Origin of the sequence: Pseudomonas sp. NPDC086581, assembly GCF_044746165.1 — a bacterium.
GTDB lineage: Bacteria > Pseudomonadota > Gammaproteobacteria > Pseudomonadales > Pseudomonadaceae > Pseudomonas.
Genome location: NZ_JBIVBR010000020.1, coordinates 41,215 through 54,948 on the forward strand (window position 1 = coordinate 41,215; position 13,734 = coordinate 54,948).

10 protein-coding genes are annotated in these 13,734 nt (G+C 66.3%); 6 read left to right on the forward strand and 4 right to left on the reverse strand.

Features of this window, described 5'->3' with window-relative positions; all coding sequences use genetic code 11:
• Positions 1 to 24 precede the first annotated feature (24 nt).
• The 3 genes from ACIPK7_RS28125 to ACIPK7_RS28135 all read left to right on the forward strand — a co-directional run bounded on the left by ACIPK7_RS28125 (position 25) and on the right by ACIPK7_RS28135 (position 4,070).
• Positions 25 to 1,440 carry an acetyl-CoA carboxylase biotin carboxylase subunit gene (locus ACIPK7_RS28125; RefSeq protein WP_024766119.1) on the forward strand — a complete coding sequence of 472 codons (1,416 nt, stop codon included), beginning with the start codon at positions 25 to 27 and terminating at the stop codon, positions 1,438 to 1,440.
• Between the two features lie 11 nt (positions 1,441 to 1,451).
• Entirely contained in the window at positions 1,452 to 3,266 is a 1,815-nt protein-coding gene (gene oadA, locus ACIPK7_RS28130; RefSeq protein WP_401091566.1) for a sodium-extruding oxaloacetate decarboxylase subunit alpha, read from the forward strand.
• Positions 3,267 to 3,434: 168 nt separating this feature from the next.
• A complete protein-coding gene (locus ACIPK7_RS28135; protein WP_401091568.1) occupies positions 3,435 to 4,070 on the forward strand; it encodes a c-type cytochrome in 636 nt (211 codons plus the stop codon).
• A 133-nt stretch (positions 4,071 to 4,203) separates the two neighbouring features.
• Here the strand turns inward: ACIPK7_RS28135 and ACIPK7_RS28140 are convergent, their stop codons facing one another.
• On the reverse strand, positions 4,204 to 7,176 hold the full coding sequence (locus ACIPK7_RS28140; protein WP_401091570.1) for an autotransporter domain-containing protein: 2,973 nt from the start codon (positions 7,174 to 7,176) through the stop codon (positions 4,204 to 4,206).
• A gap of 173 nt (positions 7,177 to 7,349) precedes the next feature.
• On the opposite strand from ACIPK7_RS28140, the gene ACIPK7_RS28145 reads away from it, so the two are divergent.
• Positions 7,350 to 7,691, forward strand: a complete 342-nt coding sequence (locus ACIPK7_RS28145) for a zinc ribbon domain-containing protein YjdM (RefSeq protein WP_192435433.1) — start codon at positions 7,350 to 7,352, stop codon at positions 7,689 to 7,691.
• 67 nt (positions 7,692 to 7,758) lie between these two features.
• On the opposite strand, the gene ACIPK7_RS28150 is transcribed toward ACIPK7_RS28145, so the two are convergent.
• From ACIPK7_RS28150 to ACIPK7_RS28160, 3 genes are all read right to left on the reverse strand, one after another.
• Positions 7,759 to 8,598: an acyl-CoA thioesterase gene (locus ACIPK7_RS28150; protein ID WP_401091572.1), complete on the reverse strand. Its 840-nt coding sequence runs from the start codon at positions 8,596 to 8,598 to the stop codon at positions 7,759 to 7,761.
• A gap of 78 nt (positions 8,599 to 8,676) precedes the next feature.
• Complete coding sequence (locus ACIPK7_RS28155; RefSeq protein WP_192435431.1) at positions 8,677 to 9,705, reverse strand: DUF5924 family protein; 1,029 nt, start codon at positions 9,703 to 9,705, stop codon at positions 8,677 to 8,679.
• A gap of 323 nt (positions 9,706 to 10,028) precedes the next feature.
• Entirely contained in the window at positions 10,029 to 10,937 is a 909-nt protein-coding gene (locus ACIPK7_RS28160; RefSeq protein ID WP_192435430.1) for a LysR substrate-binding domain-containing protein, read from the reverse strand.
• 204 nt (positions 10,938 to 11,141) lie between these two features.
• On the opposite strand from ACIPK7_RS28160, the gene ACIPK7_RS28165 reads away from it, so the two are divergent.
• Together ACIPK7_RS28165 and ACIPK7_RS28170 are read left to right on the forward strand one after the other, a co-directional pair.
• Complete coding sequence (locus tag ACIPK7_RS28165; protein WP_401091575.1) at positions 11,142 to 11,939, forward strand: carbon-nitrogen hydrolase family protein; 798 nt, start codon at positions 11,142 to 11,144, stop codon at positions 11,937 to 11,939.
• A gap of 195 nt (positions 11,940 to 12,134) precedes the next feature.
• Positions 12,135 to 13,628 (forward strand): aldehyde dehydrogenase, encoded by a 1,494-nt coding sequence (locus ACIPK7_RS28170; RefSeq protein WP_401091577.1) that lies wholly within the window; start codon positions 12,135 to 12,137, stop codon positions 13,626 to 13,628.
• The last annotated feature ends 106 nt before the right edge of the window (positions 13,629 to 13,734 follow it).

Consider the following 13,734-nt stretch of genomic DNA (forward strand, 5'->3'; position numbering starts at 1 on the left):
GGCCCGGGCCGAGGGAAAGCCGCAGTGATCAAGAAAATCCTGATCGCCAACCGTGGGGAGATCGCTGTCCGGATCGTGCGCGCCTGCGCCGAGATGGGCATCCGTTCGGTGGCCGTCTATTCCGATGCCGACCGTCACGCCCTGCACGTCAAGCGCGCCGACGAAGCCCACAGCCTGGGCGCCGATCCGCTGGCGGGTTACCTGAACCCCCGCGCCCTGGTGAACCTGGCGGTGGAAACCGGTTGCGACGCGCTGCACCCGGGCTACGGCTTCCTCTCCGAGAACGCCGAGCTGGCCGATATCTGCGCCGAGCGCGGGATCAAGTTCATCGGCCCGTCGGCGGAAGTCATCCGCCGCATGGGCGACAAGACCGAAGCGCGCCGCAGCATGATCGCCGCCGGCGTGCCCTGCACCCCCGGCACCGAGGGCAACGTCGCCGACCTGGCCGAAGCGCTGTCCGAAGCCGAGCGCATCGGCTACCCGGTGATGCTCAAGGCCACCTCCGGTGGTGGCGGCCGCGGCATCCGCCGCTGCAACAGCCGCGAAGAGCTGGAGCAGAACTTCCCCCGCGTGATCTCCGAGGCCACCAAGGCGTTCGGCAGCGCGGAAGTCTTCCTCGAGAAGTGCATCGTCAACCCCAAGCACATCGAGGCGCAGATTCTCGCCGACTCCTTCGGCAACACCGTGCACCTGTTCGAGCGCGACTGCTCGATCCAGCGCCGCAACCAGAAACTGATCGAGATCGCCCCCAGCCCGCAGCTCACCCCCGAGCAGCGTGCCTACATTGGTGACCTCTCCGTGCGCGCGGCGAAGGCCGTGGGCTATGAGAACGCCGGCACCGTGGAGTTCCTGCTCGCCGACGGAGAGGTGTACTTCATGGAGATGAATACCCGCGTGCAGGTGGAACACACCATCACCGAGGAAATCACCGGCATCGACATCGTCCGCGAGCAGATCCGCGTGGCCTCCGGCCTGCCGCTCTCGGTCAAGCAGGAAGACATCATTCACCGCGGCTTCGCGTTGCAGTTCCGGATCAACGCCGAAGACCCGAAGAACAACTTCCTGCCGTCCTTCGGCAAGATCACCCGCTACTACGCGCCCGGCGGCCCCGGCGTGCGCACCGACACGGCGATCTACACCGGCTACACCATCCCGCCGTACTACGACTCGATGTGCCTGAAGCTGGTGGTCTGGGCGCTGACCTGGGAAGAGGCGCTGGACCGCGGCCTGCGTGCGCTGGACGACATGCGCGTGCAGGGCGTGAAGACCACCGCGGCCTACTACCAGGAAATCCTCAAGAACCCGGAATTCCGTAACGGCCAGTTCAATACCAGCTTCGTTGAAAGCCACCCGGAACTGACCCAGTACTCGATCAAGCGCACCCCGTCGCACCTGGCCATCGCCATCGCTACCGCCATTGCCGCCCACGCTGGCCTGTGAGGAATTCGTCCATGACCGTTTCCAAGAAAGTCACCGTCACCGATACCATCCTGCGCGACGCTCACCAGTCGCTGCTGGCGACCCGGATGCGCACCGAAGACATGCTGCCGATCTGCGACAAGCTCGACCAGGTCGGCTACTGGTCGCTGGAAGTCTGGGGTGGCGCCACCTTCGACGCCTGCGTGCGCTTCCTCAAGGAAGACCCGTGGGAGCGCCTGCGCAAGCTCAAGGCCGCGCTGCCCAACACCCGCCTGCAGATGCTCCTGCGCGGGCAGAACCTGCTGGGCTACCGCCATTACAGCGATGATGTGGTCCGTGCCTTCGTCGCCAAGGCGGCGGTCAACGGCATCGACGTGTTCCGCATCTTCGACGCTATGAACGACGTGCGTAACCTGCGCGTTTCCATCGAGGCCGTGAAGGCCGCCGGCAAGCACGCCCAGGGCACCATCGCCTACACCACCAGCCCGGTGCACACCATCGATGCCTTCGTTGCCCAGGGCAAGGCCATGGCCGACATGGGCGTGGATTCCATCGCCATCAAGGACATGGCCGGCCTGCTGACCCCTTACGCCACCGGCGAGCTGGTCAAGGCGCTGAAGGACGCGCTGCCGCTGGACGTGGTCTTGCACTCCCACGACACCGCCGGCGTCGCCAGCATGTGCCAGCTGAAAGCTGTGGAGAACGGCGCCGACCGCATCGACACCGCCATCTCCAGCATGGCCTGGGGCACCAGCCACCCGGGCACCGAATCCATGGTTGCCGCCCTGCGCGACACGCCGTTCGACACCGGCCTGGACCTGGAACTGATCCAGGAAATCGGCATGTACTTCCACGCCGTGCGCAAGAAGTACCACCAGTTCGAGAGCGAGTTCACCGGCGTCGATACCCGCGTGCAGGTCAACCAGGTTCCGGGCGGGATGATTTCCAACCTGGCCAATCAGCTCAAGGAGCAGGGCGCGCTGAACCGCATGGCCGAAGTGCTCGCGGAAATCCCGCGGGTGCGCGAAGACCTCGGCTTCCCGCCCCTGGTCACCCCGACCTCGCAGATCGTCGGCACCCAGGCGTTCTTCAACGTGCTGGCTGGTGAGCGCTACAAGACCATCACCAACGAGGTGAAGCTCTACCTGCAGGGCCGCTACGGCAAGGCGCCGGGCAAGATCAACGAAGCGCTGCGCCGCCAGGCCATCGGCAACGAGGAAGTCATCGACGTGCGCCCGGCCGACCTGCTCAAGCCGGAGCTGAACAAGCTGCGCGAAGAGATCGGCAGCCTGGCCAAGTCCGAAGAAGACGTGCTGACCTTCGCCATGTTCCCGGACATTGGCCGCAAGTTCCTCGAGGAGCGCGCGGCCGGCACCCTGAAACCCGAAGAGCTGCTGCCGATCCCCAACGGCAAGGGCGTTGCCGCCGCTGGTGGTGAGGGCGTACCGACCGAGTTCGTGGTCGACGTGCACGGCGAAAGCTACCGCGTGGATATCACCGGTGTCGGCGTGAAAACCGACGGCAAACGCCACTTCTACCTGTCGGTGGATGGCATGCCCGAGGAAGTGGTGTTCGAGCCGCTCAATGAATTCGTCGCCGGTGGCGGCAGCAAGCGCAAGCAGGCCAGCGAGCCGGGCCATGTCAGCACCACCATGCCGGGCAACATCGTCGATGTGCTGGTCAAGGAAGGCGACAGTGTGAAGGCCGGCCAGGCCGTGCTGATCACCGAAGCAATGAAGATGGAGACCGAAGTGCAGGCAGGCATCGCCGGCACCGTGAAGGCCATCCACGTAACCAAGGGCGACCGGGTCAATCCCGGTGAGATCCTGGTTGAAATTGAAGGCTGACCAAGGACAGACGGGTCTTTAAGGTTCAGTCCCACGGGGGAGCACGATGCTCCCCTTTTTTTTGCGTGCCGGTTCGCTTTTGCTCAGACCGATTGGTTGATCCAGGTCGGAAATTTCCTTCAGAAACCCATTAGCGTCGACCCTGGGAAAACTGACCAGGGTGTGGTGATGGGGAGAGTCGTTCTGTTGTGGGTGCTGCTGTGCGGGGCCTCCCAGGCCTTGGCGCAATCATCGGAGATGATGGATCGGCTCGCTGCGCTGGAGCAGGATCCGGCCAAGCGCGAGCAGGCCTATGCCGCCGCGCAGGAGCGCATCCTGCTGTGCAGCAAGTGCCACGGCAAGGATGGCAACAGCAAGCGCGACTACATCCCCAACCTGGCCGGGCAGAATCCGCAGTACCTCTTCGATGCTTTCGAGAAGTATGTCGACGGCCAGCGCACCGACTTCGTGATGAACCAGGCGGCCAAGCTGCTGACCATCAACGAGCGGGTCAACATCGCCTACTACTTCAGCCAGCAGAAGGTTCTGCCACGCACGGAGGCGGCGCCGGAGAGGGCGTTGGTGGAGCAGGGCGCCCAGCGCTTCGCCACGGTCTGCATTACCTGCCACGGCGAGAAGGCCATGGGGCGCGATGGCTTCCCGCGCATTGCCGGCCAGCCGCAGGTCTATCTCACCCATGCTCTGCAGCGTTACCGCGACAAGGACCCGAGCCGCGCGGATTCGCCAATGCTGGCGGTGGCAGCGTTGCTCAATGGCGACGATATCCCTGCGCTGACCGCCTACCTCAGCCAGCTGCAGCCCTGATAGCAGCCAGCCGCCCTGAGGCGGCTGGCTGTTGTGCTGAGCGGCGGGTGCTTACTGCTGCTTGTCGTCGGCCGGCTTGGCTGTTTCGACGGCCCGTTGGGCCGGAGCGGCAGCTTGTTCCGCCGGGTCGCGATCAGAACGTCATCCGCCACTGCGCGATCAGGGCGTGGTTCTGCGCATTGCTGCCCATCTGACCGCTGTAGCCGATGCCGACGGTATTGCGCGCCGACACGCCGACATCGAAGCCGACGTCCAGCAGCAGGCTGTTGCGATCCAGCGCGGTGCCCTGAACGCTGAAGGCGTCGCCGCCGGCGATGAAGGACTGGCGGGTTTCGCTGTCGATGTCGCCGAAGGTGTGGCGCCAGCCCAGGCCCAGGCGCGGGGTGAAGCTCATGCCGTTGCTCAGGGTGTCGAGGCGCGCGATGCGCAGGCCAAGGGTGCTGCTCAGGTTGTCCTGGTCCTGGGAATCGACGTGCAGCGCAGCGGCGCCGCCTTTCTCGTCGTACGAATCGCGCTCGTAGCGCTGGTAGTCCAGGCGCGCGTAGGGCTCGGCGCTCAGGCGGCCGCTGCCCATGGCGTAGCCAGTCTCGGCGAACGCCTGCCAGCTGTCGGCGTCGTAGTCGCCCTTGGGACGATCGCTGAAGCCGTCGAACTCGACCCGGCGTTTGCTCTCGCCGTCGTGGCTGCTGTAGGCCGCGCCCAGGCGCACTGCCAGCGGGCCGCTCTGGTGCAGCGCATAGGCGCCCAAATGCCAGCTGTCGATGTCGCCGGAGACGCCGCCGCTGCCGTCCAGGTCGGTGTGCGAGTAGCCGCCGAGCACGCCCAGGCGCCAGTCCGGAGTCACCGCCCAGTCGGCGCCGAGCAGGGTGCCGCCGGTGTTCTGTTGCAGGTCGCCGCTGTTGTCGTGTTCGTCGAGCTTGCCGTGGCTGCCGATACCCTGCACCCAGAGGCGGCCGGCGGCGTTCGGGTCGTTCAGGTTGCGCGCTGCGCTGGGCACGCCGGTGGCGGCGAGCATCGGCGTGTCGCTGCGCTCGGTGGCCGCCAGCAGGCTGCTGCTGCCCAGCTGGCGCACGGCATTGAGCATGGCGCTGCCGACCTGCTGGCTGCCGGCGATGGTCGCGGCGGCCAGGCTGGCGTTGCTGGCGCCGGCCAGTTGCTCCAGGGCCGCCGTGGCGTTGCCCGCGTCGCTGGTGATCAGCGCGTTGTACAGCGCGCCGCCGTTCTGGCTCTGCAGGGCGGAGGCGGCGTTACGGCCGTTGCCGCTGCTGGCCAGGTCGCCGAACTGCACATCATTGCGGGTCAGTTGCAGGTCGACGCTGTTGGCGCTGTAGCTCAGGGTCGGGGTGAGGAAGGCGAAGTTGCTCTTCACGTCGGCGAACTGGCCGCTTACGCCGCCGGTGGAGCTGATCACCTGTACGCTGCTCTGCCACGGCCAGTTGCCGCTGCCGGCCTGCACGGCGAGGTGCGAGCCGTCGATGCGGGTGCTGCCGTCCACCAGCACGGTGGCGTGGGCGCCGCTGGGCTCCACGCCGAAGGCCAGGGTCGAGCCGCTCTGCAGGTTCAGGTTGCCGGTCACCTGGGCGGCACCGGTTGCCGGCGAGGCGACCAGGGTACCGGCGACGTTCAGCCCGCCGACGCTGCCGCTGCCCGAGTAGGTGGCGCCCTGGTCGATCTGCAGGGTGCCGAGGAGGCTGCCGGTGTTGTTCAGGCTGGCGCCGCTGAAGACTTCGCCGCCTTCGCTGAAGTCGTCGGTGCTGGAGAGCGTCCAGCTGCCCTGTTTCACGTCCAGCCATTCGAAGTTGGCGCTGTTGCCGAAGCTGCCGCCGGCGGCGTCATCGAAGGTCACGGTGTCGCGGCCGCTGCCGCCGTCCACCAGACCTTCGAAGCGGCTGCCGGAGAGCAGCACCAGGCTGTCGTTGCCGCCACCCATTTCCAGGGCCACGCCGTTGCCGCCGTGGATCAGACCGTCGTTGACCACGGTGTCGTCGAGGTCGCCGGACAGGGTCACGCCGGAGAGCTTCTCGCCGGTGATGCTGCCGTGGTTCTCCAGGTAGGTGGAGCTGAAGCCGCTGTTGCCGTTGCCGTCGTCGACCAGGATGCCGCGGTCGACGCTGCGGATGATCGCGCCGGCGTAGTTGATGATGGTGCCACCGCCCATGGCGATGCCTTCGCTGCCATTCGGCGAGCCGTCCTTGGAGCCGGCGGCGCCGGTGCCTTCGATGATGCCGTGGTTCTCGATGTGGCCGGTGTAATCGATGTCCACACCGTCGCCGTCGCCATCCGGAACCAGCCCGTTGTAGGAGCCTGTGATGCGCCCGTAGTTGATCACGGTGCCATCGCCGTCGGAGCCGAAGCCCGAGCCATTGCGGCCGACGATCACGCCGTCGGCGTAGTTGATCAGGGTGGCGCCGACATCGGTGGTGATGCCGTGGCGGCCGCCGCTGATGAGGCCGTGGTTTTCCACGTAGCCGCCCGAAGCGCCCTGGAAGTCGATGCCGTCGTTCTTGGTGTCGGCGGTGATCATGTCCGAGCTGCTGATCTCGCCATAGTTGGTGATCGTCGCGTTGCCGCCGGGGCGGATGCCGTCGTTACCATCGCTGTGGATGATCCCGCTGGCGCGGTTGATCAGGGTGACAGTGGCGTTGCTCTGCAGCTTGTCGAAGTCCAGCGCCTGGCCGGTGGCGGAATAGATGGTGCCGGCGTTGTCGACCAGCACGTTGCCGGCGCTGAACGGGTTGTTCATGCGAATTGCGTCGTCGTAGCCGAGGATGCGCCCGCCTTCGCGGTTGACGATCTGGTAGAAGCGGGTGGTGCTGTCGCTGCCGGAAGTATCGACCACGCGGCCGGTGGTGGACTGCATCAGGCCGCTGTTGTCGATGACCACACCGGTGCCGGTGGCTGCGCCCTTGAGGTCCACGCTCTTACCACTGGTGACCAGGCTGCCGGTGCTGGTGACGGTCAGGGTGTCCTGGTTGGCCAGGGTCCGGCTGCCAGTCTGCGCGTCGCTGATGATGGGCGACACCGGAACGGCAGCGACGGTTTCAGCGGCGAGGCTCGCCAGCACCAGGGTGATGCTCAGCGCGAGCGGGGAGGGCTTGTGCAGCATGGCGTGGCGTCCTTTTTCTTATCGAAGAGGCCGCCTTTTATAGCGATGGATTATGAATGTTCTGTAACGGTGCTGGCGCTTTGCCGCTCTTTGCCAACTGGGTCGCCGGGCAGGAAAGGGAGAAACCTTATATACTCTGCGGTCTTTTTACCGCTTTCATTGTGAGAACCGCCGTGAGCCAGCTGCCGCCTTGCCCCAAATGCAACTCCGAATACACCTACGAAGACGGCGCCCAGCTGGTCTGCCCCGAGTGCGCCCATGAGTGGTCGGCCGCCGGCTCGGGCGAGACCGACAGCGATGCCCGCGTGATCAAGGACGCGGTCGGCAACCTGCTGCAGGACGGCGACACTGTCAGCGTGATCAAGGACCTCAAGGTCAAGGGTTCGTCCCTGGTGGTGAAGGTCGGCACCAAGGTGAAGAACATCCGCCTGGTGGACGGCGACCACGACATCGACTGCAAGATCGATGGCATCGGCGCGATGAAGCTGAAGTCGGAGTTCGTGAAGAAGGTCTGAGCCTTCTCAGCGCTAACAAAAAGCCCGGCCATGTGCCGGGCTTTTCATTGGGTTCCCCCTGCAGGAGTCATTCCTTGTAGTAAACCACCTGGTTGCTGGTCGCCAGCAGTGCGCCGGACTGGCTCCACAGCTGGGCACTCTGGTCGAAGAAGCCGTTGCGGAATTCCTGGGCGCGGGCGTCGCCGAGCAGGTAGCCGGCACCGACTTCGGCCATCTGCGCGGCGTCGGTGTGGAAGTAGGTGGTGATCGACACGGTGCCGGCCGGCACCGGGGTGGCGCGGCGCAGCCAGATGCGCGGGTAGAAGATGTCACTCATCGCCGCCAGGGACAGGAAGTCCAGCGGACGGTCCTGGGCGTCGCGCAACCAGATCTGGCTGCGGCTGGTCTCGCCGCTGCCGTCCCATTGGGTGGGGAAGGCACCAGAGACCGGGCGCATCTCATATTGCTTGGGCCAGGCCACACCCTTGGCGGCAGGGCTCATCGGCTCGAAGTCGCTGGGCGGGGCGAGGTCCGGCGCGGGGATGTCGGTCAGGCTCCAGGTCTCGCGGCGCAGCGCGGTGACCAGGGTAGCGGTGGTGGTGACCTGCTGCTCGCCGGCCTCATCGGCCTGGGTCAGTTGCAGCAGCCAGTGCTGGGTGGAGCGGTTGGTGCGCACCGGCACGGCTTCGACCTGGAAAGCGCCGGCCACCACCGCTGCCGCATAGTTCACCGTCAGCGACACCGGGCTGCCGAGCAGCTGCGGGTGGCGCAGCGCGCCCTGCAGCAGGACCGCAGCGGTGACGCCGCCAAAGGGACCGACCATGTTCCAGTAGTCCTGGCTGGTGTGGCCATCGTAGAGGTTGGGCTGGTCGGCCACGGGTTGCAGGGCCACGGCGCGGTCGAACGGGTGCAGGGTGGTATCGGTCATGACTGTCTCGGCGCTTTTTGTTCTGGGGATAGGGTCTTGTAGGGGAAAGCGCCGCGTTGGGTCAAGGATACCGAGTGGTCAGGGCGTGACCTCGAACCTCAATGTGCCGATGACTTGCCCGGCCTCGGTAAGCACCTGCACCTGCCAGTCGCCGCTTGGGTCGGTGGGGAAGTTCTGCTTGTGCGTCCAGGCGCGATAGCCAGCCTCGCGGCCGCCCTTGATGTCCAGCGCGATGCGGTCAACTTCCTGGCCGTTCAGCCGCCAGGCATGGTAGATGCGCTCGTTCAATCCGCGCGGGGCGTTGATCGCGGTGTAGGCGTAGAGACCCTGGGATTTGATCTGCGCAACGCTGACCGTCTCCAGGCTGTCGCCGGGGGTGCGTTGGGCGTTGTCGAAGCTCTCGGTCACTGCCATTTCGGTCATCCACAGGGTCGACGGCGGCACCCAGGCGCGAGCGAACCAGCCCACCGCGCCAATGGACAGCGTCAGGCCGACGAGGGCGAACCAGCGCCACCATTTGTGGATCTTCACCGTCACCGCCAGGCTCGGGAAGGACAGCAGCACGGCGATGCCCAGCGCCGCCTGGTAGCTCTGCGGGGTGCTCAGGTGGAGGATGATCGGCAGCGCGGTGAGCAGCACCGCGAACAGCGTCAGGGTGTGGTAGCCGAGGAAGGTCCAGCGCCGCACCGATAGCCACTTGTAGTAGATGGGGTCGGTGATCGCTGCCAGCCCTGCGAGAGTCAGCACGCCGGTGAACAGGGCCTGGCCGCTGTTCCAGGTGGTGGTGACGAAGAAGAATGGCAGGCAGAAGAACAGGCTTTCCTGGTGGATCAGCTGGGTCGCGTAGCGCAGCAGGCCCGGCGGGACTTCCCAGCCGAAGCGGCTCTTGAAGCGCTTGGTCAGCAAGTTCTCCAGCATCAGCCAGATCCAGCTGACCAGCATGACGATGGCCATGGCGCGGGCGAAGCCGGCACGGTGGCGGTCGACCATGATGAAGCTGAACACCCCGGAGCAGAAGCCGAACAGGGCGATGACGCGCGGGTACTTCTGCAGCAGGCCGACGACGAGAGTGATGAGGCGCTGCACGCGCTCTTTCCAGATGGGCATGGGGGGAAGGCATTGCGGATTGGGGGCGAGATTGTAACCCCGGATGTCGGCGCGGGGCACGGGGAGTGACGGGAGGGCTCGGTGTTTGGGCTTTTCCCTCACCCCAGCCCTCTCCCGGTGGGAGAGGGGGCCGTCCGCAGGGCTGGGTCGTTTATGGAGTCAGCCGGCGAGCGCCGAGCTTTCAGAGCCTGCCCAATTGTCCCCTGTCACTCTGGGAGAGGGTTAGGGTGAGGGCAGGCCATCGCACAGGAGGTTGGGTGATTCGCGAGCAAGGACTAGGTGTCCCCCTCGGTCCTACGAAAAGCGAAAGGCGAAAAGCAGCCTCAGTGCTTCCCGCTCAACTCCTCCCGCGCAAAGTCGACGAACAGCTGCGCCGGCTTGGTCAGCTGGGCGCGCTTGAGCCACGCGGCGACCAGGCCGGAGGTGCTGACCTCTTCGGCGACGTCCACCGTCACCACCTTCTTGCCGTCGTAGGTGCACTCGGAATGCGGGCGGGTGACCAGCAGGGAGAAGCCGAAACCCTGGCCGACCATGCCGCGCACCATCTCGATCGACGGCGAGCTGAAGGCGATGTGCGGGTTCAGCCCCAGTTCCTCAAAGATGCGCACGAAGTAGGTGCGGCTGGGCTGCACGTCCAGCAGGATCATCGGCTCCAGCACCAGGTCGCGCAGGGAAACCTTGTCCTGCTTGGCGAAGCGGTGGTTCTCCGGCAGCAGTGCGTAGGGGCGCTGGGCGGGCATCAGCGGGTCGGTGGAGATGGTGGCGTCGAGGTCGTGCTCGTAGAGCAGCGCCAGGTCGAAGCGGCCGGCGGTGAGGCCCTGCACCAGCTCCTGCTGCTCGCCGTCGCTGATGCGGATTTCCACGCCGGGGTAGCGCTCGCGGAAGCCCGAGATCAGGCGCGGCAGGTAGAGCGGGGCGACGGTCTCGAAGCAGCCGATGTCGATCTGCCCGGCCACCACGTCGTTGTCGGCGAGGGCGTTCTGCTCGAACTCGTGGGCCATGCGCAGCAGTTCCTGCGCCTTGCGGTAGAAGCGCGCGCCGCTGGGGGTGAGCGACACGCCCTGGGCGTGGTGGCGGATGAACAACTGCACGCCGAAGCTCTCTTCCAGCCCCTTGATCGCCGTGGAAATGGACGGTTGCGCGATGTACAGCTTGCGCGACGCCTCGGCCACGCTGCCGCATTCCACGGTGGTCACGAAATACTTCAATTGCCGCAAGGTATAGGAAGCCACTGCACGCCTCGTTGATGCTTTTTTATACAAGATACCGCGTTGGACCGGCCGACGGGGGCGGCCCATGGCGAAGATTTTCCTCGCCGGGGACCACATTTTTCATGGCCTTGGCCGCCTGCTGCGACCCTCCGGGCGCGGGCATACTCCAGCGCAGTGCGTGAAAACGCCCTGCAAATCCCGTACACGCAGCCTGGAGTAAAGCTCATGCGTATGGCCCTTTGGCAGACCTGCGGCCTCCCCGGCGATGTCGCCGGCAACCTCGACCAACTGGAGCGCCAGGCCGGCGCCGCGGCCGCCGCCGGCGCGCAACTGCTGCTCTGCCCGGAGCTATGGCTGGGCGGCTACAACGTGCCGCAGCGCATGAACGAGCTGGCCGAAGCGGCGGACGGGCCGTCGGCCGGGCGCATCGGCGAGCTGGCGCAGCGCTTCGGGCTGGCCATCGCCTACGGCTACGCCGAGCGCCATCCCCAGGGCGGCAAGCCTTACAACTCGGTGCAGGTGATCGGCCCGTCCGGCGCAGCGCTCGGGCACTACCGCAAGGCGCACCTGTTCGGTGCCATGGAGCGCGAGGTGTTCAGCGCCGGCGATGTGCTGGAAGCGCCGTTCGACTTCGCCGGCTGGCGCATCGGCCTGCTGATCTGCTTCGACGTGGAATACCCCGAGGCAGTGCGCTCCCACGCGCTGAACGGCGCCGGGCTGATCCTCATTCCCACCGCGCTGACGCCCGAATACGGAGCGGTGCCGGGCGTGATAGTCCCGGCACGGGCGGTGGAGAACCAGTTGTTCGTCGCCTACTGCAACCACTGCGGCGTGGAGGACGGGCTGGCCTTCCTCGGCGGCTCCTGCATCGTCGCGCCGGATGGTGAACGCCTGGCTGCCGCCGGGCCCGCGGAGAGTCTGCTTATCGTCGATCTGGACCCGCAGCAACGCGCCCGCCAGGCCGGCACTTTCCCCTACCTGCCGTGCCGTCGCCCCGAGCTTTACGACGCGCTGACCCACTGAATACGGGCCCTGCAGCGGTGCGCAGGCGTGCACCGTGATGGTGCGCCATGCGCCGGGCCGGTGCGTGGCTGCCCAGCTTTTTCATATATCCCGAAGACAAATTTAATAATTTTCCTTGGCAAGGCCTTGGGCGACCATCCAATCCACATTCGAACAACAACGTCCCTCGAGGGCGAGCGAAGCAGGAGTGCCCTGGTGTACGAGCTCAACGATTGGCGGCAGCGTGCTGCCCGGCAGACTTTCATCGACAGCGCGCTGATCGGCGGCCGCCGCGTGACTGCACAGGATGGCGCGACCTTCGCCGCCATCGACCCGGCGACCAATCGCCTGCTGGCCAATGTCGCCGCCTGTGGCGCGGCCGAAGTCGACGCCGCTGTCCGCGTTGCCCGTAAGGCCTTCGAGACCGGCCCGTGGGCGCGCATGGCGCCACGTGAGCGCAAGGCCGTTCTGCAGAGGCTCGCCGAGCTGATGATGGCGAATCGCGACGAACTGGCCCTGCTCGACACCCTGAACATGGGCAAGCCGGTGATGGACGCCTGGAACATCGACGTGCCCGGCGCAGCTGGCGTGTTCTCCTGGTACGCCGAAAGCCTCGACAAGCTCTACGACCAGGTCGCGCCGACCGCGCAGAACGCCCTGGCCACCATCACCCGCACGCCGCTGGGCGTGATCGGCGCCGTGGTGCCGTGGAACTTCCCCCTCGACATGGCCGCCTGGAAGCTGGCGCCCGCGCTGGCTGCCGGCAACTCCGTGGTGCTCAAGCCCGCCGAGCAGTCGCCGTTCTCGGCCCTGCGCCTGGCCGAGCTGGCGCTGGAAGCCGGCATCCCCGAAGGCGTGCTGAACGTAGTGCCGGGCCTGGGTGAAGCCGCCGGCAAGGCGCTGGGCCTGCACCCGGATGTGGACGCCCTGGTGTTCACCGGTTCGACCCAGGTCGGCAAGTACTTCATGCAGTATTCCGCGCAGTCCAACCTCAAGCAGGTCTGGCTGGAATGCGGCGGCAAGAGCCCGAACCTGGTGTTCGCCGACTGCCGCGACCTCGACCTCGCCGCCGAGAAGGCCGCCTTCGGCATCTTCTTCAACCAGGGCGAAGTCTGCTCGGCCAACTCGCGCCTGCTGGTGGAGCGTTCGATCCACGACGAGTTCGTCGAACGCCTGATCGCCAAGGCCCGCGACTGGGCGCCGGGCGACCCGCTGGACCCGGCCAGCCGCGCCGGCTCCATCGTCGACAACAAGCAGACCGCCGGCATCATGGCCTGCATCGAGCGCGCCCAGAGCGACGGCGCGCAGCTCGCCTGCGGTGGCCGCCAGCTGAGCTTCAACGGCTCGGACAACTTCATCGAACCGACCATCTTCACCGGCGTGCGCCCGGAGCAATCCCTGGCCCGCGACGAAGTGTTCGGCCCGGTGCTTGCAGTCATCCCCTTCGACAGCGAAGAAGAAGCCGTGCGCCTGGCCAACGACAGCATCTACGGCCTCGCCGCCTCCCTGTGGAGCGACGACCTGCACCGCGCCCACCGCGTGGCGCGCAAGCTGAACGCCGGCACCGTGTCGGTGAACACCGTGGACGCGCTGGACCCGGCGATTCCGTTCGGTGGCGGCAAGCAGTCGGGCTTTGGCCGCGACCTCTCGCTGCATTCCTTCGATAAATACACGCAGCTCAAGACCACCTGGTTCCAGCTGCGCGACTGAATGAAAGACAGGCCGCCGGGGTCGCGCCCGGCACCTGAGCAACACCCGAATTCCTAACCGAACCGTTCGAGACGGCCGGTGAGACTGCCTAGGTAAGTCCGTCGCC